The organism is Flavobacterium limnophilum, assembly GCF_027111315.2.
Classification (GTDB): domain Bacteria; phylum Bacteroidota; class Bacteroidia; order Flavobacteriales; family Flavobacteriaceae; genus Flavobacterium; species Flavobacterium limnophilum.
Window position 1 is genome coordinate 987,316 of the sequence record NZ_CP114289.2, and the last position, 25,118, is coordinate 1,012,433.

The 25,118-nt window shown below is 39.0% G+C and carries 27 protein-coding genes; 13 read left to right on the top strand and 14 right to left on the bottom strand.

What is annotated here, in order from left to right; translation table 11 throughout:
- Nucleotides 1–8: 8 nt before the first annotated feature.
- Both OZP13_RS03985 and OZP13_RS03990 read right to left on the bottom strand, forming a co-directional pair.
- Nucleotides 9–1,607 (bottom strand): pectate lyase, encoded by a 1,599-nt coding sequence (locus OZP13_RS03985; RefSeq protein WP_281298746.1) that lies wholly within the window; start codon nt 1,605–1,607, stop codon nt 9–11.
- Between the two features lie 11 nt (nt 1,608–1,618).
- Nucleotides 1,619–2,302, bottom strand: a complete 684-nt coding sequence (locus tag OZP13_RS03990; RefSeq protein ID WP_281298747.1) for a LamG-like jellyroll fold domain-containing protein — start codon at nt 2,300–2,302, stop codon at nt 1,619–1,621.
- Nucleotides 2,303–2,586: 284 nt separating this feature from the next.
- On the opposite strand from OZP13_RS03990, the gene OZP13_RS18720 reads away from it, so the two are divergent.
- Together OZP13_RS18720 and OZP13_RS18725 are read left to right on the top strand one after the other, a co-directional pair.
- Nucleotides 2,587–2,670 (top strand): hypothetical protein, encoded by an 84-nt coding sequence (locus OZP13_RS18720; RefSeq protein ID WP_432419482.1) that lies wholly within the window; start codon nt 2,587–2,589, stop codon nt 2,668–2,670.
- A 170-nt stretch (nt 2,671–2,840) separates the two neighbouring features.
- Nucleotides 2,841–3,068 (top strand): hypothetical protein, encoded by a 228-nt coding sequence (locus OZP13_RS18725; protein WP_432419467.1) that lies wholly within the window; start codon nt 2,841–2,843, stop codon nt 3,066–3,068.
- 140 nt (nt 3,069–3,208) lie between these two features.
- Here the strand turns inward: OZP13_RS18725 and OZP13_RS04000 are convergent, their stop codons facing one another.
- From OZP13_RS04000 to OZP13_RS04030, 6 genes are all read right to left on the bottom strand, one after another.
- Entirely contained in the window at nt 3,209–3,616 is a 408-nt protein-coding gene (locus OZP13_RS04000; protein ID WP_269242494.1) for a type II toxin-antitoxin system VapC family toxin, read from the bottom strand.
- Complete coding sequence (locus OZP13_RS04005; protein ID WP_269242495.1) at nt 3,616–3,855, bottom strand: DUF6364 family protein; 240 nt, start codon at nt 3,853–3,855, stop codon at nt 3,616–3,618. Before OZP13_RS04005 ends, OZP13_RS04000 begins: the two co-directional genes overlap by 1 nt.
- A 1,033-nt stretch (nt 3,856–4,888) precedes the next feature.
- The gene (locus OZP13_RS04015; RefSeq protein ID WP_269242496.1) at nt 4,889–5,221 is read right to left on the bottom strand and encodes a helix-turn-helix domain-containing protein; all 333 of its coding nucleotides are present in this window, start codon (nt 5,219–5,221) and stop codon (nt 4,889–4,891) included.
- Entirely contained in the window at nt 5,211–5,561 is a 351-nt protein-coding gene (locus OZP13_RS04020) for a type II toxin-antitoxin system RelE/ParE family toxin (RefSeq protein WP_269242497.1), read from the bottom strand. Before OZP13_RS04020 ends, OZP13_RS04015 begins: the two co-directional genes overlap by 11 nt.
- 574 nt (nt 5,562–6,135) lie before the next feature.
- Entirely contained in the window at nt 6,136–6,618 is a 483-nt protein-coding gene (locus OZP13_RS04025; RefSeq protein WP_269242498.1) for a PIN domain-containing protein, read from the bottom strand.
- Nucleotides 6,611–6,859, bottom strand: a complete 249-nt coding sequence (locus OZP13_RS04030; protein ID WP_281298748.1) for a UPF0175 family protein — start codon at nt 6,857–6,859, stop codon at nt 6,611–6,613. The genes OZP13_RS04025 and OZP13_RS04030 overlap by 8 nt, the downstream gene beginning before the upstream one ends.
- 593 nt (nt 6,860–7,452) lie before the next feature.
- Between OZP13_RS04030 and OZP13_RS04035 the strand changes: the two genes are divergently transcribed.
- A complete protein-coding gene (locus OZP13_RS04035) occupies nt 7,453–8,529 on the top strand; it encodes an IS110 family RNA-guided transposase (protein ID WP_281298749.1) in 1,077 nt (358 codons plus the stop codon).
- A 451-nt stretch (nt 8,530–8,980) separates the two neighbouring features.
- Here the strand turns inward: OZP13_RS04035 and OZP13_RS04040 are convergent, their stop codons facing one another.
- Nucleotides 8,981–9,436 (bottom strand): DUF5063 domain-containing protein, encoded by a 456-nt coding sequence (locus tag OZP13_RS04040; protein ID WP_269242503.1) that lies wholly within the window; start codon nt 9,434–9,436, stop codon nt 8,981–8,983.
- 305 nt (nt 9,437–9,741) lie between these two features.
- Here OZP13_RS04040 and OZP13_RS04045 point away from each other — a divergent pair, with 305 nt between their 5' ends.
- Nucleotides 9,742–10,608 carry a tyrosine-type recombinase/integrase gene (locus OZP13_RS04045; protein ID WP_349293500.1) on the top strand — a complete coding sequence of 289 codons (867 nt, stop codon included), beginning with the start codon at nt 9,742–9,744 and terminating at the stop codon, nt 10,606–10,608.
- On the top strand, nt 10,593–11,756 hold the full coding sequence (locus OZP13_RS04050; protein WP_281298750.1) for an IS91 family transposase: 1,164 nt from the start codon (nt 10,593–10,595) through the stop codon (nt 11,754–11,756). The genes OZP13_RS04045 and OZP13_RS04050 overlap by 16 nt, the downstream gene beginning before the upstream one ends.
- Nucleotides 11,757–12,004: 248 nt before the next feature.
- On the opposite strand, the gene OZP13_RS04055 is transcribed toward OZP13_RS04050, so the two are convergent.
- A complete protein-coding gene (locus tag OZP13_RS04055; RefSeq protein ID WP_281298751.1) occupies nt 12,005–12,802 on the bottom strand; it encodes a hypothetical protein in 798 nt (265 codons plus the stop codon).
- Between the two features lie 288 nt (nt 12,803–13,090).
- On the opposite strand from OZP13_RS04055, the gene OZP13_RS04060 reads away from it, so the two are divergent.
- Together OZP13_RS04060 and OZP13_RS04065 are read left to right on the top strand one after the other, a co-directional pair.
- Entirely contained in the window at nt 13,091–13,957 is an 867-nt protein-coding gene (locus OZP13_RS04060; protein WP_349293501.1) for a tyrosine-type recombinase/integrase, read from the top strand.
- Nucleotides 13,942–15,105, top strand: coding sequence for an IS91 family transposase (locus OZP13_RS04065; protein ID WP_281298752.1), 1,164 nt, complete (start codon nt 13,942–13,944; stop codon nt 15,103–15,105). The genes OZP13_RS04060 and OZP13_RS04065 overlap by 16 nt, the downstream gene beginning before the upstream one ends.
- 242 nt (nt 15,106–15,347) lie before the next feature.
- On the opposite strand, the gene OZP13_RS04070 is transcribed toward OZP13_RS04065, so the two are convergent.
- A complete protein-coding gene (locus OZP13_RS04070; RefSeq protein WP_269242510.1) occupies nt 15,348–15,869 on the bottom strand; it encodes a hypothetical protein in 522 nt (173 codons plus the stop codon).
- Nucleotides 15,870–16,116: 247 nt separating this feature from the next.
- On the opposite strand from OZP13_RS04070, the gene OZP13_RS04075 reads away from it, so the two are divergent.
- Both OZP13_RS04075 and OZP13_RS04080 read left to right on the top strand, forming a co-directional pair.
- A complete protein-coding gene (locus OZP13_RS04075) occupies nt 16,117–16,980 on the top strand; it encodes a tyrosine-type recombinase/integrase (RefSeq protein WP_349293502.1) in 864 nt (287 codons plus the stop codon).
- Nucleotides 16,965–18,128 carry an IS91 family transposase gene (locus tag OZP13_RS04080; RefSeq protein WP_281298753.1) on the top strand — a complete coding sequence of 388 codons (1,164 nt, stop codon included), beginning with the start codon at nt 16,965–16,967 and terminating at the stop codon, nt 18,126–18,128. The genes OZP13_RS04075 and OZP13_RS04080 overlap by 16 nt, the downstream gene beginning before the upstream one ends.
- Nucleotides 18,129–18,378: 250 nt before the next feature.
- On the opposite strand, the gene OZP13_RS04085 is transcribed toward OZP13_RS04080, so the two are convergent.
- Nucleotides 18,379–18,861, bottom strand: coding sequence for a hypothetical protein (locus OZP13_RS04085; RefSeq protein ID WP_281298754.1), 483 nt, complete (start codon nt 18,859–18,861; stop codon nt 18,379–18,381).
- 319 nt (nt 18,862–19,180) lie between these two features.
- Here OZP13_RS04085 and OZP13_RS04090 point away from each other — a divergent pair, with 319 nt between their 5' ends.
- On the top strand, nt 19,181–20,044 hold the full coding sequence (locus OZP13_RS04090; RefSeq protein WP_281298755.1) for a tyrosine-type recombinase/integrase: 864 nt from the start codon (nt 19,181–19,183) through the stop codon (nt 20,042–20,044).
- Complete coding sequence (locus OZP13_RS04095) at nt 20,029–21,192, top strand: IS91 family transposase (RefSeq protein WP_281298756.1); 1,164 nt, start codon at nt 20,029–20,031, stop codon at nt 21,190–21,192. The genes OZP13_RS04090 and OZP13_RS04095 overlap by 16 nt, the downstream gene beginning before the upstream one ends.
- Before the next feature lie 222 nt (nt 21,193–21,414).
- On the opposite strand, the gene OZP13_RS04100 is transcribed toward OZP13_RS04095, so the two are convergent.
- Together OZP13_RS04100 and OZP13_RS04105 are read right to left on the bottom strand one after the other, a co-directional pair.
- On the bottom strand, nt 21,415–22,056 hold the full coding sequence (locus OZP13_RS04100; protein ID WP_269242518.1) for a hypothetical protein: 642 nt from the start codon (nt 22,054–22,056) through the stop codon (nt 21,415–21,417).
- Nucleotides 22,057–22,263: 207 nt separating this feature from the next.
- Nucleotides 22,264–22,719: a hypothetical protein gene (locus OZP13_RS04105; RefSeq protein WP_281298757.1), complete on the bottom strand. Its 456-nt coding sequence runs from the start codon at nt 22,717–22,719 to the stop codon at nt 22,264–22,266.
- A gap of 326 nt (nt 22,720–23,045) precedes the next feature.
- Between OZP13_RS04105 and OZP13_RS04110 the strand changes: the two genes are divergently transcribed.
- Together OZP13_RS04110 and OZP13_RS04115 are read left to right on the top strand one after the other, a co-directional pair.
- The gene (locus OZP13_RS04110) at nt 23,046–23,909 is read left to right on the top strand and encodes a tyrosine-type recombinase/integrase (protein ID WP_349293502.1); all 864 of its coding nucleotides are present in this window, start codon (nt 23,046–23,048) and stop codon (nt 23,907–23,909) included.
- Nucleotides 23,894–25,057, top strand: a complete 1,164-nt coding sequence (locus tag OZP13_RS04115) for an IS91 family transposase (RefSeq protein WP_281298753.1) — start codon at nt 23,894–23,896, stop codon at nt 25,055–25,057. The genes OZP13_RS04110 and OZP13_RS04115 overlap by 16 nt, the downstream gene beginning before the upstream one ends.
- The last annotated feature ends 61 nt before the right edge of the window (nt 25,058–25,118 follow it).

Genomic DNA, 25,118 nt, shown 5'->3' on the forward strand with positions numbered 1-25,118 from the left:
CGTGTTGTCTAATTAGCCGAGTGGGATTTGTTGTATTGGATGAAATTGAGCAGCATTCTCATATTCGAAATGTATTCGCCGGTTGAAATGTATTTTTGATTACCAGTATTATTGTAAGGTGAAGTATCCGTTTCGTCTCCTACTTTGGTTGTTGCATATTTATTGGTTTGTTCTTCGTTTTTTCCATCGCCAATGTACGGGTTACTGATATAAACACGGTTGGTTAACCAACGGTTTTGCTCATCAAGTGTGTTTAGAATTTCGGATATTTTGGATTCCTCCGGTTGAAACGAAAAATCATATCGGTTTAAATCATAATATTGTTCCATAGTTTCTTTATGATTCAATTGTTTTGTTGGCAAAGGAGATTCTTTGGTAGCTTCTTCCGGTTCGAGTTTAGAAACTCTCAGGAATTCCTCTTTTAATTCTTGAAGTTCTATGTGTGCTTTTCCATAGTAATGGGCCAGTAAATTGGTATCGTTATAATCCACATAATAGCTTCCGAATTTAACGTTGGAACCTTTGCGGTGCACATAAATGGGTTTGTTGGTTTTTACTTCCACAAAGGTGGGATGGGTGCGATTGCCTTCTGTTTTGTCGTTTGGAAGTGTTGCTTTTTCCAACCAATGAATGGCTTTTGGAACTCCTTCCAGAAATTGTTTGTCACCCGTAAATTGATAGAATTTTAGCAAAAGCATTGCGTTTTCGCAGGTAGCACTCGGAAGATATGCGGCCGGCTCATAAGTTCGGGCACTGGCCACTTCCATTTTCATGTTGAGTTGTTGGCCCCAAGCACCACTCTTGTCTTGAGATTTCCTGTAAAAATCCATTCCTTTATGAATGGGTTCCAGAAAGCGTTCTTCGCCCAAAACCACGTAACATTGAATCAGGAAATGGATGTTTTCCCAAATCACGTCGTCATTGAAGGTATAAAAACCTGTATAGTCAGGAAAACCTTTTTTCGAAAATCCTTCTTTTAATGGATAGCGCTGTGGCCAACCTCCATTGGGATATTGACTTTTCAGCACAAATTCGATGGCTTTTTCCAAAGCAGGCTTGTAAACTAAATCCTTTTTTTCCAAGTACATTCGCAACAGGAATCGGGCGGCATCCGAGGTAACATCGTCGTCAAAAGTGGAATTGCCATAATAATGCTGAAATTCTTCCAGTCGCCAACCATTTTTACCGATGGTGTTGTACCATTGTTTTAGCGATTCTTCGCCTTTGAAATCGACCATGTAGTTCCAGCCACCTTCCGGGCTCTGTCCCTGAATAACTGCCGCTGCCGCTTTTCGTGCCGCCTGATAGTAATATTCGTTTTGGGTCGTGTGATAGGCATCCAGAAATAAATGTCCCATACTGATTGTTCCGGGATGTTGCAGCCAAATCATCGATTTGTAGGCTTCCATTTCTCCCCATTGACGGGACAAATCAGGAGTATAAGTCCAAACATAACCTCCATTGGTACTCACGTTTTGCACCATATATTCCGTGGCTTTCAGCATCGTTTTTGTCACCAAGTCTTCCGAGATTTTGGTTTGTGCTTTGAGCAGGATTCCTGTTTGGAGGAATACAAAAACAAGAAGCAGTTTGGAAATAGTTTTCATTTTACTATTTTTTATTTAATAAAACTCATGAAATTATTTGGTTGAACTTGTTTGGGCGTGATTCTTATTTTATAGATGGCTCCTTTGAACCAGCATAATTTATTCATGCGAACTCCAATGGAAGTTTGTCCGCTTTCAATGGGCAGAAAAGGAAATTCCAGGAACAATTCCTGTTTTCCGTTGACATAAGTGGTTCGGCTTTTTGGTGTTACCACAAAAGCAACATGATACCATTGTTCCAATGGATGAATTAGTTTTTCGTCGATAAGCGCTTTTTTGTTGGTGCCTGAAGCGGTATAACCATCAAAATACCAATTATTGTCGACTGCCCGAATTTCGAGTAACATCCGGTCTTTTGTGCTTTCGCCAATATGCAGGATTCGTTGTTCAAACACACCTTTTAGCTCGGGTTTGAATATCATTTCGACCGTAAATTCCTCAAGTGATTGCAATGGAAGTTCATTTAAAAAAAAGGCATCGTCTATTCCGTTGAAAGAAACGGCTTCTCCATAGGGCGAAGCGACTGTTTGGGGTTTTCCACTAATTTCGACATTGTTTGATTTCTCCCGAAGCAAATTGGCCAATAGCCATTCGGTTGTCGTCTGGCTTTCTTTTTTGATTTCCGCGTTTTGTCCTTTTGAAGCAAGCGAAAAACAGATAAAAAGTAGTGCTATTAATCGTGTGGTTGGAATCATCTAAATCGCTTATTTTTTAAATCTTGAATAATTGCGTCTGGCATGCATTGATTTTATTTTTGGTTTACATTGAGGAAAAACAATTTATGTAAACCTAAAAAAAAAACAATAATGCAATCGATTACACAAAAGTATCTAAAAAATGAGTATTTACCAATTAATTACGGTAAAAAATATAGAGTACGTGATTTTATGCTTTTAAATAGCACTATTCGTAGTGTATTACAGCAAAATTGCATTCTGGGGCAATATAAAACATCGAACGTATTGCCAAGATAAAAGAAGTGCAACGAGGATGGTTAAACTATTTTCGGGGAACGAGCATTATGGGCAAACTACGTGATTTGGATGGCTGGTTCAGAATTTAGCGAAGCGGTATCACGAACACAAAAAAAAACAATATAAAAAGTGAGTAAACCGACTTCGATACTGCATTTGGCACGATTGAGGGCGGAGCGTTAAGAAAATATCCAGTGGACATTTTTAGCGAACGAGCCAGCAGGCGGGCGGGGAAAGGAAGAGAAAGAATCTCATACGATTGGGCGTTGACCAAGACCACGCCTATGCTTGGAGTCGCACTCGAAAAGGCGGTTGGGCAGTGGCTCAGAGTCCTATTTTGAATACGACCATTACCTTGAAACGCTTGAAACAAAGAGGCTATCAATCATTGACCGATGTTTACATCGAACTTAACCCATCACTTTGCGAACCGCCGAGTACAGTTTGTCCCGATAAAAATCGGGATGACCCGCTTGGCCTGTCCTGAGCGAAGCCGAAGGGATCGGTGGTGTACTCAGGTTTTTTTTGGTTTTTTTGGTTTTTTTGGTTTTCGTGAATATAAATATTTGAGAGGCGCAGTCTGTTCCGTTGGGGGCGGAGCCGTCTACTCGATTACTAGAAGTCGCTTTATTTCTTCATATATTCCTCTGCAGTCATTACGGGAATTTTCGAGTTCTTAAAATCTTTTTTGTTTCGAGTTATTAGTATATCTGCATCATTGTCCATTGCAACGAAATATTGTAAACCATCTTCAAAGTCTTTAAAATCTGAAGCCAAGGCTAATTCGATTGCTTTGTCTTCCAAAGGAAGTATGGTTACTAATACCTTAAATTTGGACAAATACTTTTTTGCATCCACATCTTTATGATGTTTGACAATAGAGTAGTAAGCATTTGCAAAAGTTAGCGAAGAAATGAAAAGTTTAACCTCTTTTTTATCACTAAGTGTAAATAAATCTTGAGCATCTTTATAAAAATGTTCACGCTTGGCTAAAAGGTCAATAACAATATTTGTATCTACGAAAATATTCTCCATTATGAATATTTTTGGTCAATATAGTTTCTGTAATCTCTTCTTTCGTCGTAATCACTTGGGATAATTCCTGTCAAACTTTCAACTAATGGACTAACAGAAGATTTCTTTTTTGATTCTCTGGTTAGCGAATTAAGATAGTTTTCTATGAGTTTTGATAAGCTTACACTGTGACTTTTAGCATATGTTTTTGCCTCGTGTATTATTTCCGCATCAAGATTTAATGTGAGTTTCGTGTTCATAATAAAGTTTTTTACGTGTAAAGATAATAAATTGTTACGTAGGTTTTTTGAGTTCTCTCGATTTTTTTGCGATTTCTAGTAACGTCTTGGCGCTACAGGCAGTTTGGGACTAAATTAAGCCCATTCTTAGGATTTGCCAAATCTTCCCAAATACAAAACCATCTTTCCATTAAGCCCAATGCCCAAATCCGTTGTAGTGGCTGTGTGTGCCCTGCATGAGCAGGACACACGCCGTAGGCTTTGATAAAATCGAAAAATACAAATTTTGGATTAGAATACAAACTTACGGCGTGTTGTTTTTCCAGAGGGTGCAAGTCCCTTATGAGCGGATTGAAAACCCGAATCATTAGTACGTCGCAAGGTTGTTGGTTGCGAAACCAGAACTGAAGGAAGCGAAACGACAAAATCCGGTACCGACGAACAGAATTTAGCGAAGCGGTATCACGAACACAAAAAAAACAATATAAAAAGTGAGTAAACCGACTTCGATACTGCATTTGGCACGATTGAGGGCGGAGCGTTAAGAAAATGTCCAGTGGACATTTTTAGCGAACGAGCCAGCAGGCGGGCGGGGAAAGGAAGAGAAAGAATCTCATACGATTGGGGGTTGACCAAGACCACGCCTATGCTTGGAGTCGAACGAGAAATGCTCTGCATTCACGAACACAAAAAAAAACAATAAAAAAACAATAAAAAAACAATAAAAAAGCGGGAGTAAAAGGAGGTTGGGCAGTGGCTCAGAGTCCTATTTTGAATACGACCATTACCTTGAAACGCTTAAAACAACGTGGCTATCAATCATTGACCGATGTTTACGTCGAACTTAACCCATCACTTTGCGAACCGCCGAGTACAGTTTGTCCCGATAAAAATAGGGATGACCCGCTTGGCCTGTCCTGAGCGAAGCCGAAGGGATCGGTGGTGTACTCAGGTTTTTATTGTTTTTTTTGGTTTTCGTGAATATAAATATTTGAGAGGCGCAGTCCGTAAGTTTCTAGCGGAGCCGTCTACTCGATTGGCGGGAGTAGCTTTATTACGCAATCTTTATGTTACTGTTTAGTAATTCAACATTGAAATTTACTTTTGCTTTTAAAGCACTAAAAACTCTTAATATTGTTTCAACGGTTACATTCGTAGTGTTGTTTTCAAGTTTTGAAATTTGAGCTCTTTGAACACCAATTAATTTGCCTAATTCATCTTGAGTCATATTTCTTTCTAGGCGAATTTTTTTGATTAAATCTCCGATAATTTCCATTTGAAGTTCTTGTTCATAAAGCGTTCTTTTTACGCTTCCAGTTTCGCCAATAAATTCATTCTTAATTTGGTCAAAAGTGAACATTTCTAATTCTTTTTCTTTATTTTTCATTTCGCTTAATTTTAAATTCAAAGTATTTTAGCCTTATGCTTTCAGCTTTTTCAATTTCTTTTTCAGGAGTTTTGCCTGTTTTCTTAATTATACCGTGTGTTGCTAAAACTAAAGTCTTAGTTTTTTCGGTTTTATCCCAAAAGGCAAAAATTCTGAAATAAGTTTTGTTGTACAAGGTTCTAAATTTCCAAATTTCTCCTTTGAGTTTTTTAAACAATTCGTTGTCGTTTTTAATTTTTGATTTGTCTATGTTGAAAATAATCTTGTCTCGACTTTTTTCGTCTAATTCAAAAAGAAATTCTCTAGCCTCTGTCAAAAAAATAACATCAAATTTATTCATTTAATTTATTTTTGTTTCCATACAAAGATACAAATATAATTTAGCTTGTTGAATTTTATTTTTTAGGATATAGTTTTTTAGTGGAGTGGGGTGCTATTCCCGCCAACGTTCTGGCACTACAGCGGGTTTGGGATTAAAGACGCGAGGTTTTTCGGTTAAACACAAATTTTCCAAATACAAAACCATTTTCCCATTAAGCCAAATGCCCAAATCTCGTGTAACGGCTGTTGAACTAAACCTACGGTAGCTGTGTTAAAATATAATTATCTAAGAAGCCTTTGAAAACAAATTTAAATAATTGCCATAACCCAATTTAGTTTGTACTTTTGCATTGTAGTTACGGCATTTGAATTTGATTTATTATATTAAAAATCAATAGATTGTCGATAACTCCATATTAGGAAATAAAAACACTTCTTACATATTCCTTTTCCAAATTTTCGATAACTCCATAGTATAAGATAATTGCCGGTTCTCCCGATGCATCGGGACAAGCTGTTCAACAGGGATTTCATTGTTCGTGCTGCGCACGCAACGAAATCCTAGCTGTTAGGCGACGGCAGATTATCCGGTTTTATTTTTCGTTTGCTAGTTTTAGTGCATTTTCAATGAAGCCATCACTTAACCATACGTTTTTTGTTCTTAGTTCAAAAAGTAAAGGTTTTAGTTCATTAATATGTCCAAGTTGTTTCGCTTTTAAAAGTATTCCAATTGTTCCAGTAACTTTTAGTCCAGTATGTTTAGCGTGAAATCTTCCTAAAGATTCATCAAGTATTATTAAATCGGCCTCTTTTTCAGTTGCTAAAACAATTGCTTCGGCTTCTCCCTTGTCTAAATCTAAAAAGTAAGACAAAGACTTTTCATTGTTTATTTTTTCGATTTTTATCCATTCGATTTTCGATAAATCGTTATAAAATTCTTTATTCTTTCCTGCCTCGATTTCATTAAATACTTCTTGAGGAATAAAAATTTCACCATACAAATCTTTAAAGATATTGAGTTTACCAATCTTTAAAAGTGAAATAATAGGAGTGGTGTTTGAAACAACTTTAAGCATTTTGTAAATCTTCACTTAAGTCTTCAACATTCAAGAAACCAACATTATATTTGGCTAATAATTCTAAAAACTCAATTCTAGACAATTGTAAAACTTTCGAGGCAGTTCCCGATGAAATTTTACCCAATTCAAAAAGTTTTACAAGACCAGAAATTTTAATTTCTTTTCCAAATTCGCTTTTATTCATTCGCATTGAGTTTGCCAAATAATCTGGAAATTCTATAGATATGATTTGTGACATCTTTTTTTAGATTTAATATTCCAAATTTACTAAAATTTTCTGTTGATTTAGCTTTATAGTCTTGAAATTTCCATTTTCGTGACTGCTGTCGCCTAACGTCTTGGCACTACAGCGGGTTTGGGACTAAATTAAGCCCTATTCTCGGATTTGCCAAATCTTCCAAATACAAACCAATTTTTCCAATAAGCCTAATACCCAAATTGCTTGTAGCGTGTGTTGAACTAAACCTACGGTAGCTGTGTTAAAATATAATTATCTAAGAAGCCTTTGAAAACAAATTTAAATAATTGCCATAACCCAATTTAGTTTGTACTTTTGCATTGTAGTTACGGCATTTGAATTTGATTTATTGTATTAAAAATCAATAGATTGTCGATAACTCCATATTAGGAATAAAAAACACTTCTTACATATTCCTTTTCCAAATTTTCGATAACTCCATAGTATAAGATAATTGCCGGTTCCGTTCAACACGAGTTTCATTGTTCGTGCTGCGCACGCAACGAAGCATCCATGTAAAAGCAGTAAATTGAGCCTCAAAATAAATACTAACTGCAGTACAGCTTACTGCTGTCTGCCAATACTTTAATGATATGAGTACTCAAATTACTACTAGTCCAAAAGTATATATTGGTTTGGATATACACAAGAAAACATGGACAGTTTCAATCCAGACCGATTTATTTTTTCATAAAACTTATTCGATGCCTTCAAAATCTTCCGATTTAGAGGAATATGTAAATAAAAATTTTCACAATCATGAAGTGTATTTGGTTTATGAAGCAGGTTGTTGCGGATTTTCCGTAGCGCGATATTTCTTGAATTTAGCTTGGAATGTCTTAGTAGTCAATCCAGCTGACGTGAAAACAGGAAACAAAGAACGTTATCAAAAAACAGATGCTTTGGACTCCAAAAATTTATCCAACCAGTTGAAATCTGGCACTTTAAAAGGAATCAATATTCCTACCGAAGCCGAAGATCAGTTCATGAGTTTGGCACGACATCGAACGCAAGTTACCAAAAAACTGAGGACGACTAAATTGCAGATCAAGAGTTTGTTATTGTTTCACGGAATAGAAATTCCCGAAGAATTTGACAATTCGAATTGGCCTAATGGATTTATAGAATGGTTAGAAAAACTCAAGTTCGGTACAGTTTGTGGTGATTTAGCTTTGCAAGGAAAAATCAGAATGTTCAAATTTATCAAATCAGAGTATTTGGAAATTGCCAATCAAATGCGAGCTTATTGCCGTAAAGAGAACAAAGAGGATTACAATTTATTGAAGAGTATTCCTGGTATTGGAGGTTTTTTAGCTTCTGTTATTATAGCTGAATGTGGAGATTTGAGACGCTTTAATACCGAAGGACAATTTGCTAGTTTTATAGGGATTGTACCTGGAATGCACAACAGCGGTGGTAGCGAAAAATGTTTAGGACTTACCCCTCGAAGTAGAAGTCAATTGAGAAGTTATCTAATTGAAGCCGCTTGGATTGCAGTGCGAAAAGATCTAGAGATGCAACAGTATTATAGAAAACATCAAGGCAAAAACGTAAAAAATATTATCGTAAAAGTAGCTCATAAAATGACTAGAAGAATACTATCGGTAATTAAGACACAAACTCCTTATCAAATTAACAAAAACATAATTCTAGAAAAACAAGAAGTTTAAAATTAGAAATTAGAGTGGCAAAAAAATCAAAAACAACTTTCTTAAAGTTCTCACAATGAAATAAGAAAAAATAGACTGCAAAGCTAGGGTTGTAGCCATGGGCTAAAGCATGGGCTACATACGAAGCAGGCAGCTATTTTGTTATTCTTACAACCAAACAGATGCTGGTGGCTATTGATTTAGACCACAAATAGGAGCTTGAGATTTAAGGATTTAAATAAAAAATTATGGAATAAAAGAGGAGGAAAACGAATCGTGGCATTATTGAAAAAGTCAGAATAACTTTTTCTGTCCCAAGCCTGCGGCGGACAAAAAGTTGTTTCCAACTTTTCCAACAAGCCGTTGGAATGGCATTTTTTACTCGAAAAAAATCAACATATTACTACGTTTAAAAAGTTGTTAATAACTTAAGTCTGCTTTACATAGGAACTCTAGCTGTTATGAGCCGTATTTATTCTTCTTTTTGCTTTATGTAATTCAATAAATCCAAAATATGCTGTTGAGTATGACTTCTGAATATGAAATTAAAAAACCAAAGTCCGTCTTCTAAACTGTTATTTTCAATTCTCCATTTTACTTCCAAAAGATCTTGTATTATGTCTGTTAAGTCGTCCACGGCATCTCCAATTGCATCTTCTTGATGATTTTCGAAATTATTTATGTCAAGTATTGTTTTATAGAACCCAAAATTTTCAAAGTTTGATTCTACATTCTGCCTAATATTCGGAAACTTTTGACTATCAAATTCTTCATAATCTTTTTCGTCAAATTTATAATCTACATCGAAATACATTGAATATATTTTCACAAGATTCTTTTCGAGCGATTCTTGTTTGTTGACTTCTGTTAGTTTCGGTTCTAAACCAAACTTTACTATTTTGTTTATTGTCGGAATTAGTTCTTTCATTTGCAGTCAGTGTGAATATGGCTCATAACGTTTTGTGGCTTTGCGATGGTGGGGAAAAGAAAGCCAAAAACATTCAGTTTAAGACATTTCTTCCAAACACAAAACCGACATTAAATTTATTACTAATTCCCCACTATCTCAAAACCGCTGTTGAACTAAACCTTCGGTAGCACTCGCGATGATTTTGTACCTTACGAAGGTAATAAAAAATCGTAAACTATGGCTACAAAAAAAAACATCAAGATGATTTAAGGGAAAACAAAATTTTAAACCAAGCCAAGCGAGAGATTCCCGGTTTTGAGGAATTGTTGTCACGTTTTGAGCGGACGGTCTCGGTCTTGGGACGAAGTGCAAGCACTTTCAACAATTATTCCCGCCACTTGGCTTCGATTTCGCTGTATTTTGGCAAAATCCCCACGGAGTTGGATCCCGAACAAGTTCAGGACTACTTGTTTTACCTGCAAAAAAAGTCCAAAACCCCATCGCAAACCTACTTCAAACACTGCGTTTATGGGCTTCGGTTTTTGCTGAAATCGGAAGGGATTCCTTATGAATACCTTCGATTGCCGTCCATAAAGCACGAGAAAAAACTGCCCGTTGTTTTGAGCAAAGAAGAAGTCTGGGCGATGTTGCAAAATGCCAAACTGCTCAAACACCGAATCCTTATTGGCTTGCTTTATGGCTGTGGACTTCGCTGTATGGAAGCTCGTTCTGTACGATTGCAGGACTTGGATTTCGACCGAAAACAGCTCAAAGTCGTTCAGGGAAAAGGCAAAAAAGACCGCTATGTTCCGCTATCGGAACACTTGATTCGAGGTTTGAAAAAGTACATCGGTGCCGAAAAACCCCAGGATTATCTCTTCAACGGCCAGCCTTTGCCCAATGGAGCTGGAGGAGATTTTGACAGCCGTTACAGTCAGCGAGGTGTGCAATGGGCGGTGAAGCAAGTGGCTAAGGCAGCGGGAGTGAAAAAGGAAGTTCACGTGCATACGCTTCGGCACTCTTATGCCACGCATTTACTCGAAGACGGAATGGATATTATGACCCTCAAAGACCTTTTGGGACACCAAAATATCGAAACCACGCTGGAATATTTACACATTGCCCAACTCGAGAGTCAGCGCATCTTTAGTCCACTCGACACGCTTTTCGAGAAATGCAGCCGCAGGTAGCCGGCACTGAGCATTTCGACGACGCTCCATATAAACTTCGTCGAAGTGAAGTAGCCGATGTACTGCGAAAAGTGGGTTCAAAAATCGAGAGTTATGGACTCAATACTTGGCAATTGCGCACGCTATCGGCCATCAAAAAATGTCGAACGGCAGAATTGGGAGGTCATATCGATGGGTGTGATCAGTGTGGAAATCTGACCATCAGTTACAACTCCTGCAGGAACCGACATTGTCCGAAATGTCAGGGCAATAAGCGAGAGGATTGGATCGAAGCCCGAAGCACGGAACTCTTGCCGGTGCCTTATTTTCACGTGGTTTTCACCTTGCCCGAAGCGATTAATTCTTTGGCAATTCACCAGCCCAAAATCGTGTATGACACCCTGTTTGAAGCGACTTGGGAAACGCTTCAAACTTTTGGCAAAGCCAAGGAAATGCAAATGGGGATGATAGCGGTTTTGCACACCTGGGGACAAAACCTAAGTTTGCATCCGCACCTGCATTGCATTGTGCCTGGTGGAGGAATCGATGCCGACGGACAATGGAAAAATAGCCACTCCAAGGGTGATTTTCTGTTCCCCGTAAAAGCCTTGTCGAAAGTGTTTCGAGCGAAATTTTGCGAGAAACTCAAAAAGAAAGAGCCCATAAAATACGAGCAAATCCGGCAAGAGTTGTGGAGAAAACCGTGGGTTGTTTTTGCCAAAAAGCCATTTGGAAGTCCAAACTCTGTGGTGGAATATTTGGGGAGATATACCCATAAAATAGCCATTAGCAACCATCGAATCAAAAGTATAGACAACGAAAATCTGACTTTTGATTACAAGGATTACCGAATGGCGGGAGTCAAAAAGCAAATGACACTCACGCATCGGGAATTTATCCGCCGCTTTGCGTTGCATATTTTGCCCAAACGGTTTGTCAAGATTCGTCATTATGGGTTTTTGAGCAGCACTTGGAAGCGGGAGAAGCTAAAACTTTTGCAGGAGAAACTCCAAGTAAAAGTCTTGGAAAAAGTAGAAAAGAAACCCTTCTTGCCCAAATGTCCGTGTTGCAAAACGGGCAATTTGCACCGAATAGCAGTTTTTGACCAGCGTGGTCCGCCTGCTTGGTATCTTGGCGGTGGCCAAAACACCATTCCCTGTAAAAGCTGATTTACGGGTAGGGCTAGTATGCCCAAAAGTGACCGAAAACACTATAAAACGACCTCGGAATTACTCCAAAAAAAAGAGGACACTAAATCCTCTTGCTATTCTCTCTGATTTTTTTACGATAAATGCATGGTGTTGACGGCAGGTACTCCGGTGAGCCTGCCCAGAGTTTACCGAAGGGTTCAACACGAGTTTCATTGTTCGTGCTGCGCACGCAACGAAACTCTATCTGTTAGCAACAGTATAAATATTTACCAAAATTTTCCGTTAAACATTTTTTTATTTTTATAATCCCAATCTGTGAAAAATCCTGCTACTAAATTTGGATGTCTTTGTTTAATTTCTTCCACAATTTCAGGTTTAAAACTTCCTGTAATATCAAACCTTTCCAAACTCTCAATTTCAAAAATTTTATATATTGAGTTTTTATCTTCCAATGATGTTGTACTTAAATCTAAATGTTTTAGTTTTTTGAGTTTAACAAATTGTTCGATTGTTTTTATTTTTAGATTTTTTGGTCCCCAACAATAACCATTCAAAGAAAGTCCAATTAAACTTTCTATTTTTTCAACTATTTCATAGTTTTCAATTTTGAAACAATTCTCAATTTTTAGTTGTCTAAGTTTGATTTTTTCAAGTGAAGATATATTAGTTAGTTGAGAGAAACTATCGATTTCTAATCTATTTAAGTTCTGTATTCTTTCAAGTTGATTTAGGTCAGTCACTTTTGAGGTATCTATAACTAATTCTTCCAAGTTTGGTATTTCACAGACGACATTAAACATTTCTTGATTAATTCCAAACGTGATTTTCAATTTTTTAACTTTGTCAAGTTTTGGAAAAAGGTTTGTCCATTTTGAATTAATTTCGGCTTTATCTTTTGATTTTAATGTTTCATATAAAAAGGATAAACTTTGAATATGAATATTTTCACTATTTATTTCTGGGTTGTCAAATTGTTGAACTTTCACATAGTTAATTTCAAAGTCTTTTCCTTTATAGAACTGACTTAATTTATATCTGTCTATTGTGTTTTCTACGTTCGTCATATATTGTTGCTAACGTCCCCGCGCTACAAGCAGTTTGGGACTAAATTAAGCCCTATTTTCGGATTTGCCAAATCTTCCAAATACAAAACCATATTTAAATTAAGCCAAATCCCCAAATTGCTTGTAGCGTGTGTTGAACTAAACCTTCGGTAGCACTCGCGATGATTTTGTACCTTACGAAGGTAATAAAAAATCGTAAACTATGGCTACAAAAAAAAACATCCAGATGATTTAAGGGAAAACAAAATTTTAAACCAAGCCAAGCGAGAGATTCCCGGTTTTGAGGAATTGTTGTCACGTTTTGAGCGGACGGTCTCGGTCTTGGGACGAAGTGCAAGCACTTTCAACAATTATTCCCGCCACTTGGCTTCGATTTCGCTGTATTTTGGCAAAATCCCCACAGAGTTGGATCCCGAACAAGTTCAGGACTACTTGTTTTACCTGCAAAAAAAGTCCAAAACACCTTCGCAAACTTATTTTAAACACTGCGTTTACGGACTTCGGTTTTTGCTGAAATCGGAAGGGATTCCTTATGAATACCTTCGATTGCCGTCCATAAAGCACGAGAAAAAACTGCCCGTTGTTTTGAGCAAAGAAGAAGTCTGGGCGATGTTGCAAAATGCCAAACTGCTCAAACACCGAATCCTTATTGGCTTGCTTTATGGCTGTGGACTTCGCTGTATGGAAGCCAGAAGTGTTCGATTGCAGGACTTGGATTTCGACCGAAAACAGCTCAAAGTCGTTCAGGGAAAAGGCAAAAAAGACCGTTACGTTCCGCTATCGGAACATTTGATTCGGGGTTTGAAAAAGTACATCGGTGCCGAAAAACCCCAGGATTATCTCTTCAACGGCCAGCCTTTGCCCAATGGAGCAGGTGGAGATTTTGACAATCGGTACAGCCAGCGAGGTGTGCAATGGGCGGTGAAGCAAGTGGCTAAGGCAGCGGGAGTGAAAAAGGAAGTTCACGTGCATACGCTTCGGCACTCTTATGCCACGCATTTACTCGAAGACGGGATGGATATTATGACACTGAAAGACCTTTTGGGACACCAAAATATCGAAACCACGCTGGAATATTTACACATTGCCCAACTCGAGAGCCAGCGCATCTTTAGTCCACTCGACACGCTTTTCGAGAAATGCAGCCGGAAGTAGCCGGCACTGAGCATTTCGACGACGCTCAATATAAACTTCGTCGAAGTGAAGTAGCCGATGTACTGCGAAAAGTGGGTTCAAAAATAGAGAGTTATGGACTCAATACTTGGCAATTGCGCACGCTATCGGCCATCAAAAAATGTCGAACGGCAGAATTGGGAGGTCATATCGATGGGTGTGATCAGTGTGGAAATCTGACCATCAGTTACAACTCTTGCAGGAACCGACATTGCCCCAAGTGTCAGGGCAATAAGCGAGAGGATTGGATCGAAGCCCGAAGCACGGAACTCTTGCCGGTGCCTTATTTCCACGTGGTTTTCACCTTGCCCGAAGCGATTAATTCTTTGGCAATTCACCAGCCCAAAATCGTGTATGACACCCTGTTTGAAGCAACTTGGGAAACCCTGCAAACTTTTGGCAAAGCCAAGGAAATGCAAATGGGAATGATTGCCGTTTTGCACACGTGGGGACAACAATTGAGTTTGCATCCGCACCTGCATTGCATTGTGCCTGGTGGAGGAATCGATGCCGACGGACAATGGAAAAATAGCCACTCCAAGGGTGATTTTCTGTTCCCCGTAAAAGCCTTGTCGAAGGTTTTCAGGGCAAAATATTGTCAGAAACTCAAAGCAAAAAATCCGATTGGTTACGAGCAAATCCGGCAAGAATTGTGGAGAAAACCGTGGGTTGTTTTTGCCAAAAAGCCATTTGGAAGTCCAAACTCTGTGGTGGAATATCTGGGGAGATACACCCATAAAATAGCCATTAGCAACCATCGAATCAAAAGTATAGACAACGAAAATCTGACTTTTGATTACAAGGATTACCGAATGGCGGGAGTCAAAAAGCAAATGACGCTCTCACATCAGGAGTTTATCCGGAGGTTTGCGTTGCATATTTTGCCCAAACGGTTTGTCAAGATCCGTCATTATGGGTTTTTGAGCAGCACTTGGAAGCGGGAGAAGCTGAAACTTTTGCAGGAGAAACTCCAAGTAAAAGTCTTGGAAAAAGTAGAAAAGAAACCCTTCTTGCCCAAATGTCCGTGTTGCAAAACGGGCAATTTGCACCGAATAGCAGTTTTTGACCAGCGTGGTCCGCCTGCTTGGTATCTTGGCGGTGGCCAAAACACCATTCCCTGTAAAAGCTGATTTACGGGTAGGGCTAATATGCCCAAAAGTGACCGAAAACACTATAAAACGACCTCGGAATTACTCAAAAAAAAAGAGGACTATAAATCCTCTTGTTATTCTCTCTAATTTTTTTACGATAAATGCATAGTGTTGACGGCAGGTACTCCGGTGAGCCTGCCCAGAGTTTACCGAAGGGTTCAACACGAGTTTCATTGTTCGTGCTGCGCACGCAACGAAACTCTAGCTGTTAGTGGCTGGTTTTATTCAAGTTTTAAAGTTCTCCACAAGATTTGATTTTCTAAAAAATCGTTCAAATTATTTGCTATTTTTTCCGATCGAAATTCAAACACTGTAACAAATCTATCATATTCATAAAACAATGTTCTGTGAATAGTTTTGTCAATTTTGTTTATTGTGAAAGCCATCGTACCTTGATCGCCTAATCCTTTTTCATATTTAGCAAATGGAATTAAATTTGCATCAATTTGAGTTTTCGTATATTCCTGAATAAAGTTGTACGTCAGAATGATTTGCTCTAAATTTAAAAAATTAAACTTCCACAGAATAATTCCATTTGCTTGATTTTTAAATTCAAAAAACATTGGTTTAGAATTAATTTTCTGTCCATTGGAATCATAAAGAACATCGAGTAATTCATCTGGGATGCTATTTTTAAATTTACAATCTTTTAATTCTTCTGCAGAAAGACCAATTTCAAAATCATATTCTTTGCTTTCAGAAATTATAGCAGATTTAAATTCTTTCCACTTTTGTTTAATCATTTCTTTAGGGTATTATACTTGCCACTAACGTTAAAACTACACGCTGGTTGCCTATTTATTCCAATGCTTCGGCAACTAGCTTGTAGTGATTGTTGAACTAAACCTTCGGTAGCACTCGCGATGATTTTGTACCTTACGAAGGTAATAAAAAATCGTAAACTATGGCTACAAAAAAAAACATCCAGATGATTTAAGGGAAAACAAAATTTTAAACCAAGCCAAGCGAGAGATTCCCGGTTTTGAGGAATTGTTGTCACGTTTTGAGCGGACGGTCTCGGTCTTGGGACGAAGTGCAAGCACTTTCAACAATTATTCCCGCCACTTGGCTTCGATTTCGCTGTATTTTGGCAAAATCCCCACGGAGTTGGATCCCGAACAAGTTCAGGACTACTTGTTTTACCTGCAAAAAAAGTCCAAAACCCCATCGCAAACCTACTTCAAACACTGCGTTTATGGGCTTCGATTTCTGCTGAAATCGGAAGGGATTCCGTATGAATACCTCCGATTGCCGTCTATAAAGCACGAGAAAAAACTGCCCGTTGTTTTGAGCAAAGAAGAAGTCTGGGCGATGCTCAAAAATGCCAAACTGCTCAAACACCGAATCCTTATTGGCTTGCTTTATGGCTGTGGACTTCGCTGTATGGAAGCCAGAAGTGTTCGATTGCAGGACTTGGATTTCGACCGAAAACAGCTCAAAGTCGTTCAGGGAAAAGGCAAAAAAGACCGTTATGTTCCGCTATCGGAACACTTGATTCGGGGTTTGAAAAAGTACATCGAAGCCGAAAAACCCCAAGATTATCTTTTCAACGGTCAGCCTATCGAAAGAGCAGGTGGAGATTTTGACAATCGGTACAGTCAGCGAGGTGTGCAATGGGCGGTGAAGCAAGTGGCTAAGGCAGCGGGAGTGAAAAAGGAAGTTCACACCCACACGCTTCGGCACTCTTATGCCACGCATTTACTCGAAGACGGGATGGATATTATGACCCTCAAAGACCTTTTGGGACACCAAAATATCGAAACCACGCTGGAATATTTACACATTGCCCAACTCGAGAGTCAGCGCATCTTTAGTCCACTCGACACGCTTTTCGAGAAATGCAGCCGGAAGTAGCCTGCACTGAGCATTTCGACGACGCTCAATATAAACTTCGTCGAAGTGAAGTAGCCGATGTACTGCGAAAAGTGGGTTCAAAAATCGAGAGTTATGGACTCAATACTTGGCAATTGCGCACGCTATCGGCCATCAAAAAATGTCGAACGGCAGAATTGGGAGGTCATATCGATGGGTGTGATCAGTGTGGAAATCTGACCATCAGTTACAACTCCTGCAGGAACCGACATTGTCCGAAATGTCAGGGCAATAAGCGAGAGGATTGGATCGAAGCCCGAAGCACGGAACTCTTGCCGGTGCCTTATTTTCACGTGGTTTTCACCTTGCCCGAAGCGATTAATTCTTTGGCAATTCACCAGCCCAAAATCGTGTATGACACCCTGTTTGAAGCGACTTGGGAAACGCTTCAAACTTTTGGCAAAGCCAAGGAAATGCAAATGGGAATGATTGCCGTTTTGCACACTTGGGGACAACAATTGAGTTTGCATCCGCACCTGCATTGCATTGTGCCTGGTGGAGGAATCGATAAAAACGGACAATGGAAAAACAGTAGAACGGACGGCAAATTTCTGTTCCCCGTAAAAGCTTTGTCGAAGGTTTTCAGGGCTAAATATTGCCAAAAGCTCAAAGCAAAAAATCCGATTGGTTACGAGCAAATCCGGCAAGAGTTGTGGAGAAAACCGTGGGTAGTTTTTGCCAAAAAGCCATTTGGAAGTCCAAACTCTGTGGTGGAATATTTGGGGAGATACACCCATAAAATAGCCATTAGCAACCATCGAATCAAAAGTATAGACAACGAAAATCTGACTTTTGATTACAAGGATTATCGAGTGGCGGGCGTCAAAAAGCAAATGACGCTCTCACATCAGGAGTTTATCCGGAGGTTTGCGTTGCATATTTTGCCCAAACGGTTTGTCAAGATTCGTCATTATGGGTTTTTGAGCAGCACTTGGAAGCGGGAGAAGCTGAAACTTTTGCAGGAGAAACTCCAAGTAAAAGTCTTGGAAAAAGTAGAAAAGAAACCCTTCTTGCCCAAATGTCCGTGTTGCAAAACGGGCAATTTGCACCGAATAGCAGTTTTTGACCAGCGTGGTCCGCCTGCTTGGTATCTTGGCGGTGGCCAAAACACCATTCCCTGTAAAAGCTGATTTACGGGTAGGGCTAGTATGCCCAAAAGTGACCGAAAACACTATAAAACGACCTCGGAATTACTCCAAAAAAAAGAGGACTATAAATCCTCTTGTTATTCTCTCTAATTTTTTTACGATAAATGCATAGTGTTGACGGCAGGTACTCCGGTTCCGTTCAACACGAGTTTCATTGTTCGTGCTGCGCACGCAACGAAACTCTAGCTGTTGGCGGTTCGGTTTTTTAGTCATACGCATTCTTTTCAGTTTTCTAAAAATATGCCTTTATCATTTTCTCATTATCAAATAGTTCAGATAAACTAAACTTCAAATTTTCCTCTTCTGTTTTATAAACTAAAATAGATTTTTGAAAGTAAAATAGGGTTTTTAAAATAGTTCCGTTTTTCTTTTTCTGCTTTTCCATATATTCTGCAAAAACAATTTCTCCTTTTTGGTAATATAAATTTAAGCTTGTAGTTTTTTTTGGACCAAATTCTTTATATTTTATTCTCAAAGGTTTATTTCCCTCTTTATTTTCTTTTAAACAATATGCTTCCCAACTTCGTTCTTCACGTTCTATGTTTTTAATCTTTTTTGAATCGTGTTCTTCTCTGTTTTTTTGAGGATTTGAATCAATTAATTTTATATAATTCTCAATTTCATTTATTTGTCTTTTCAATTCGGTACTTTTCTCTTGTCCGAAACTCGTAAATGAATAAATAGTCAGAAATAAAAATAGATTTAGAAATTTCATTTAGCTTTTATTTTCGTGATTTTCTGCGGTAAACTGACCGCCAACGTCCCCGCGCTACACGCAGTTTGGGACTAAATTAAGCCCTATTTTCGGATTTGCCTAATCTTCCAAATACAAAACCATATTTAAATTAAGCCAAATCCCCAAATTGCTTGTAGCGCGTGTTGAACTAAACCTTCGGTAGCACTCGCGATGATTTTGTACCTTACGAAGGTAATAAAAAATCGTAAACTATGGCTACAAAAAAAAACATCCAGATGATTTAAGGGAAAACAAAATTTTAAACCAAGCCAAGCGAGAGATTCCCGGTTTTGAGGAATTGTTGTCACGTTTTGAGCGGACGGTCTCGGTCTTGGGACGAAGTGCAAGCACTTTCAACAATTATTCCCGCCACTTGGCTTCGATTTCGCTGTATTTTGGCAAAATCCCCACGGAGTTGGATCCCGAACAAGTTCAGGACTACTTGTTTTATCTGCAAAAAAAGTCCAAAACCCCATCGCAAACCTACTTCAAACACTGCGTTTACGGACTTCGGTTTTTGCTGAAATCGGAAGGGATTCCTTATGAATACCTTCGATTGCCGTCCATAAAGCACGAGAAAAAACTGCCCGTTGTTTTGAGCAAAGAAGAAGTCTGGGCGATGTTGCAAAATGCCAAACTGCTCAAACACCGAATCCTTATTGGCTTGCTTTATGGCTGTGGACTTCGCTGTATGGAAGCCAGAAGTGTTCGATTGCAGGACTTGGATTTCGACCGCAAACAGCTCAAAGTAGTTCAAGGCAAAGGCAAAAAAGACCGTTACGTTCCGCTATCGGATCACTTGATTCGGGGTTTGAAAAAGTACATCGGTGCCGAAAAACCCCAAGATTATCTTTTTAATGGACAACCTATCGAGAGAGCTGGAGGAGATTTTGACAGCCGTTACAGTCAGCGAGGTGTGCAATGGGCGGTGAAGCAAGTGGCTAAGGCAGCGGGCGTCAAAAAAGAAGTTCACGTGCATACGCTTCGGCACTCTTATGCCACGCATTTACTCGAAGACGGGATGGATATTATGACGCTCAAAGACCTTTTGGGACACCAAAATATCGAGACCACGCTGGAGTATTTGCAGATTGCCCAACTCGAGAGTCAACGCATCTTTAGTCCACTCGACACGCTTTTCGAGAAATGCAGCCGGAAGTAGCCTGCACTGAGCATTTCGACGACGCTCAATATAAACTTCGTCGAAGTGAAGTAGCCGATGTACTGCGAAAAGTGGGTTCAAAAATCGAGAGTTATGGACTCAATACTTGGCAATTGCGCACGCTATCGGCCATCAAAAAATGTCGAACGGCAGAATTGGGAGGTCATATCGATGGGTGTGATCAGTGTGGAAATCTGACCATCAGTTACAACTCCTGCAGGAACCGACATTGTCCGAAATGTCAGGGCAATAAGCGAGAGGATTGGATCGAAGCCCGAAGCACGGAACTCTTGCCGGTGCCTTATTTCCACGTGGTTTTCACCTTGCCCGAAGCGATTAATTCTTTGGCAATTCACCAGCCCAAAATCGTGTATGATACTTTGTTTGAAGCCTGTTGGGAAACGCTTCAAACTTTTGGCAAAGCCAAGGAAATGCAAATGGGGATGATAGCGGTTTTGCACACGTGGGGACAAAACCTAAGTTTGCATCCGCACCTGCATTGCATTGTGCCTGGTGGAGGAATCGATGCAGACGGACAGTGGCTAAACAGCCACTCTAAAGGTAATTTTCTGTTCCCCGTCAAGGCTTTGTCGAAAGTGTTTCGAGTGAAATTTTGCGAGAAACTCAAAAAGAAAGAGCCCATAAAATACGAGCAAATCCGGCAAGAATTGTGGAGAAAACCGTGGGTTGTTTTTGCCAAAAAGCCATTTGGAAGTCCAAACTCTGTGGTGGAATATTTGGGGAGATACACCCATAAAATCGCCATTAGCAACCATCGAATCAAAAGTATAGACAACGAAAATCTGACTTTTGATTACAAGGATTACCGAATGGCGGGCGTCAAAAAGCAAATGACACTCACACATCAGGAGTTTATCCGGAGGTTTTCGTTGCATATTTTGCCCAAACGGTTCGTCAAGATCCGTCATTACGGTTTTTTGAGCAGCACTTGGAAGCGGGAGAAGCTGAAACTTTTGCAGGAGAAACTCCAAGTAAAAGTCTTGGAAAAAGTAGAAAAGAAACCCTTCTTGCCCAAATGTCCGTGTTGCAAAACGGGCAATTTGCACCGAATAGCAGTTTTTGACCAGCGTGGTCCGCCTGCTTGGTATCTTGGCGGTGGCCAAAACACCATTCCCTGTAAAAGCTGATTTACGGGTAGGGCTAGTATGCCCAAAAGTGACCGAAAACACTATAAAACGACCTCGGAATTACTCCAAAAAAAAGAGGACTATAAATCCTCTTGTTATTCTCTCTAATTTTTTTACGATAAATGCATAGTGTTGACGGCAGGTACTCCGGTTCCGTTCAACAGGAGTTTCATTGTTCGTGCTGCGCACGCAACGAAACTCTAGCTGTTGTGCGACGTATTTTTATTTTTTCAGATAAATTTCTCCTTTTGTAAATCCGTTCTTTTTAATAAACTCTTTGAATTGTTTTTTTGTTGGTTTTATTCTGAAAGGTTTTATCGTATCCATTTTAGTTTCTGTTATAGATTGCAACAAATCTAATTCGTTTTCAGTTTCTATTCCGTTAATTGTTAAAACTCCTTTTGACAAATTTAGTTTTTCAACTTCCCAAAATCCTGTCTTTTCAATTAGTTTGTTTAGGAAAAAATAACCTTTAAACTTTTTTAAAACGTTCGTTTTATTTATGTCGAAAATTGTGTCGGAATAAACATAATTTGAAAATAAAGTGTCATTAATTCTCTTTATTTTATATTTTTCTTTGGTTTTGATGTTAAATAAACTATCATTTTTAATGATTTCATTCTTGTCAATTTCACTTATTTTTAAAGTATCTTCAACAATCATTTTTTTAAATATTGAATATTTTGAAATTATTAATTCAGTTTTATTTTCGGTATTATAATAATTTCCAATAATTTTTTTAGGAAACGCATTAACCTCTTTTACATTTTTTGGTTGAGCTTCTTCAAAAGTAACAATTGGTTCTTTACAAGAATTTAGAATTATTAAAAGTGATAAGTTTAGAAATAATAATTTATTTTTCATTTTCTATTTTTCGGATTTTTCTAGCAATATGTCGCACAACGTTCTGGCGATACACGAGGTTTGGGAATAAAGATGCGAGGTTTTTCGGTTAAACACAAATTTCCCAAGTACAAGACCATCTTTAAATTCAACCAAATGCCCAAATCTCGTGTAACGGCTGTTGGCAGAGCGTTGCTTTGATTATTATAGTCTTTAATATTTAGAAAGCTATAGTATTTTTCGTATATCACAATATCTGTAAGTTACGAGAGAAGTTTGTTTTTCAATTATTTTAGAAAATATTACATTACCATCACTTTGCTGATAAAATTGTACAGGCAAAGATTTATTCTCTACATTATTCAAAGATTTTAATTCAGTTAATTTTTCCATTGATGAATCTATAAAATGAATATCTGTAGTTTCAGTACAATCAAAACTTACATCATAAATTTTTTCATTCTTAATTTTTACTATTAGATTTTTGACAAAGCCAATTTCTTCTGACAATTTAAAAGTGTCTATTTTAAATTCCCTTTTTGACAATTTATTGAAATGCTTTGCAGATGGTAAATTCTTAAAAACAGTATCTAATTTAATTTCTCCAAAACCGTAAAAATTTCTTTGTTTTTCTTTACGACTTATATTAAAAAAGTCAACAATATAAAGCAATATTTTTTTCATTTGTTTAATAATTTTTTCAATTCTCCTGTTTTTTTTTGCAATGTCTGCCAACGTTCCCGCGCTACAAGCAGTTTGGGACTAAATTAAGCCCATTCTTCGGATTTGCCAAATCTCCCAAATACAAAACCATATTTAAATTAAGCCTAATACCCAAATTGCTTGTAGCGTGTGTTGAACTAAACCTTCGGTAGCACTCGCGATGATTTTGTACCTTACGAAGGTAATAAAAAATCGTAAACTATGGCTACAAAAAAAAACATCCAGATGATTTAAGGGAAAACAAAATTTTAAACCAAGCCAAGCGAGAGATTCCCGGTTTTGAGGAATTGTTGTCACGTTTTGAGCGGACGGTCTCGGTCTTGGGACGAAGTGCAAGCACTTTCAACAATTATTCCCGCCACTTGGCTTCGATTTCGCTGTATTTTGGCAAAATCCCCACGGAGTTGGATCCCGAACAAGTTCAGGACTACTTGTTTTACCTGCAAAAAAAGTCCAAAACCCCATCGCAAACCTACTTCAAACACTGCGTTTATGGGCTTCGATTTCTGCTGAAATCGGAAGGGATTCCGTATGAATACCTCCGATTGCCGTCTATAAAGCACGAGAAAAAACTGCCCGTTGTTTTGAGCAAAGAAGAAGTCTGGGCGATGCTCAAAAATGCCAAACTGCTCAAACACCGAATCCTTATTGGCTTGCTTTATGGCTGTGGACTTCGCTGTATGGAAGCCAGAAGTGTTCGATTGCAGGACTTGGATTTCGACCGAAAACAGCTCAAAGTCGTTCAGGGAAAAGGCAAAAAAGACCGTTATGTTCCGCTATCGGAACACTTGATTCGGGGTTTGAAAAAGTACATCGAAGCCGAAAAACCCCAAGATTATCTTTTCAACGGTCAGCCTATCGAAAGAGCAGGTGGAGATTTTGACAATCGGTACAGTCAGCGAGGTGTGCAATGGGCGGTGAAGCAAGTGGCTAAGGCAGCGGGAGTGAAAAAGGAAGTTCACACCCACACGCTTCGGCACTCTTATGCCACGCATTTACTCGAAGACGGGATGGATATTATGACCCTCAAAGACCTTTTGGGACACCAAAATATCGAAACCACGCTGGAATATTTACACATTGCCCAACTCGAGAGTCAGCGCATCTTTAGTCCACTCGACACGCTTTTCGAGAAATGCAGCCGGAAGTAGCCTGCACTGAGCATTTCGACGACGCTCAATATAAACTTCGTCGAAGTGAAGTAGCCGATGTACTGCGAAAAGTGGGTTCAAAAATCGAGAGTTATGGACTCAATACTTGGCAATTGCGCACGCTATCGGCCATCAAAAAATGTCGAACGGCAGAATTGGGAGGTCATATCGATGGGTGTGATCAGTGTGGAAATCTGACCATCAGTTACAACTCCTGCAGGAACCGACATTGTCCGAAATGTCAGGGCAATAAGCGAGAGGATTGGATCGAAGCCCGAAGCACGGAACTCTTGCCGGTGCCTTATTTTCACGTGGTTTTCACCTTGCCCGAAGCGATTAATTCTTTGGCAATTCACCAGCCCAAAATCGTGTATGACACCCTGTTTGAAGCGACTTGGGAAACGCTTCAAACTTTTGGCAAAGCCAAGGAAATGCAAATGGGAATGATTGCCGTTTTGCACACTTGGGGACAACAATTGAGTTTGCATCCGCACCTGCATTGCATTGTGCCTGGTGGAGGAATCGATAAAAACGGACAATGGAAAAACAGTAGAACGGACGGCAAATTTCTGTTCCCCGTAAAAGCTTTGTCGAAGGTTTTCAGGGCTAAATATTGCCAAAAGCTCAAAGCAAAAAATCCGATTGGTTACGAGCAAATCCGGCAAGAGTTGTGGAGAAAACCGTGGGTAGTTTTTGCCAAAAAGCCATTTGGAAGTCCAAACTCTGTGGTGGAATATTTGGGGAGATACACCCATAAAATAGCCATTAGCAACCATCGAATCAAAAGTATAGACAACGAAAATCTGACTTTTGATTACAAGGATTATCGAGTGGCGGGCGTCAAAAAGCAAATGACGCTCTCACATCAGGAGTTTATCCGGAGGTTTGCGTTGCATATTTTGCCCAAACGGTTTGTCAAGATTCGTCATTATGGGTTTTTGAGCAGCACTTGGAAGCGGGAGAAGCTGAAACTTTTGCAGGAGAAACTCCAAGTAAAAGTCTTGGAAAAAGTAGAAAAGAAACCCTTCTTGCCCAAATGTCCGTGTTGCAAAACGGGCAATTTGCACCGAATAGCAGTTTTTGACCAGCGTGGTCCGCCTGCTTGGTATCTTGGCGGTGGCCAAAACACCATTCCCTGTAAAAGCTGATTTACGGGTAGGGCTAGTATGCCCAAAAGTGACCGAAAACACTATAAAACGACCTCGGAAT